1 protein-coding gene and 1 pseudogene are annotated in these 1,435 nt (G+C 62.5%); one reads left to right on the top strand and one right to left on the bottom strand.

From position 1 onward, the window contains the following. Positions 1-222 precede the first annotated feature (222 nt). Positions 223-528 (top strand): annotated as a pseudogene (locus tag ACZ6EM_RS40430) (transposase); the annotation flags it as partial. Between the two features lie 36 nt (positions 529-564). Here ACZ6EM_RS40430 and ACZ6EM_RS40425 read toward each other — a convergent pair. Beyond that, positions 565-1,005 (bottom strand): large conductance mechanosensitive channel protein MscL, encoded by a 441-nt coding sequence (locus ACZ6EM_RS40425; RefSeq protein ID WP_465774685.1) that lies wholly within the window; start codon positions 1,003-1,005, stop codon positions 565-567. Positions 1,006-1,435: the final 430 nt, after the last annotated feature.

Here is a 1,435-nt window from a genome sequence, read left to right as displayed (position 1 = left end):
CTATGCGATGCCAACGCCGGTCACACTCCGTTGAGCCGGGCCGGTGGTGCACGCAAGCCCGTACGCACTGGAGCACTCAGATCAGTACGCGGACACGGGGCCGAGATCCCGCCCGCACCATCCCCGCCCACCGCCCTGGCCGCCATCCACGCCCGCGTCGTCACACAAGGACATGCGTCCAACTCCGCCACAAAATCAGCGTGTTAATTATCTGCAAGCCCTTACCCGAGCATCTCCAAGAGCTGGGTCGACACTGGCTTCAAGAACGCAATGATCGAGCACGGCGCAAGCCTCGGAGTCGACGTCGAGGTCGTCCACCGGAAGTCCGACGTCCCTGGATTTCACGTGGCGAAAAGGCGGTGGGTGGTTGAACGAAGCTTGGGGTGGATCATGCAACGCCGCCGCCTCGCCCGCGACTACGAGACCCTCCCGGCCAGCTCCGAAGCCATGATCCACATCGCCTCGATCGACAACCTCACCAAGCGCATAACGGACGAGACCACACCAACCTGGCGAGGAACTTACTAGAACATAAAGGGCAAACTACTCTCACCAAATGCCCTCTTACAGACCGCCGACCGGCGGGATGGGCTGGTTGGTGCAGCAGTAGCGGCACTTGGTGGCACTCCGCGGGATGTCGTCGGAGGCGCAGGCCGGGCAGGTCTTCGCGGGTTTCGGGGGACCGAAGACGCTGATTCCCCGGCGGGCCTGGACCAGCTTGTACGGGACAAAAATCAGGAAGTAGACCACCGCCATGAAGATCACGAAATAGATCAGGGCGGAGATGAACTGCCCGATGTTGAGGTACGTCGAGGTGTTACCCGGATCACCCAACTGCCATCCGAGTCCGGCCGAATGGCCGCCCTGAATTCGAGTGATGATCGGCGTTATCACGTTGTCGGTGAACGCCTTGATCAGTGTACTGAACGCTAATGCAACGATCAACCCGATGGCCACAAAAACGACATCACCGCGCGTCAAAAAGTTCTTGAATCCATTGAGCATGACTGCTCCTCGCAGGTCTGGTTAGGGGCGCCTAGCCGACGCCAAGGTCAAGGCCAGCCCATCCCGCCACAGCGCGCCACCAGAGCTGCGCCGACCGGGTGGTGACCGTCGTCGTTTCGGTATGTCCACGGTTGGACTGCGAGGTACGTCACTTGTTCCAGGCTCTGGTGATCGCTTAGCAAGCGCGAGTGAATCCCGCTGCGAGTGGCAGTGGGTGGCGCCCTTCCAGAGCCGGGCGGACTGCTTGCCAATGGTGATGTCGAACCGCTGTTCCTCAGGGGGCTTGGCCACGGGGCGGCCGGTGGTCGGCCGAGGGCGGTGATGCGGCTGGGCTACACGGGCACCGGGCAGCATTGCGCCGGCGGCCGACCACCGGCCCCTCGCGGCGGGAGACCGCAGACACGCTCTGATCGAGATCGGTCAACTTGCC

The organism is Kitasatospora sp. NPDC041917, from assembly GCF_055589745.1.
This window is presented reverse-complemented; position numbering and strand designations above follow the sequence as displayed.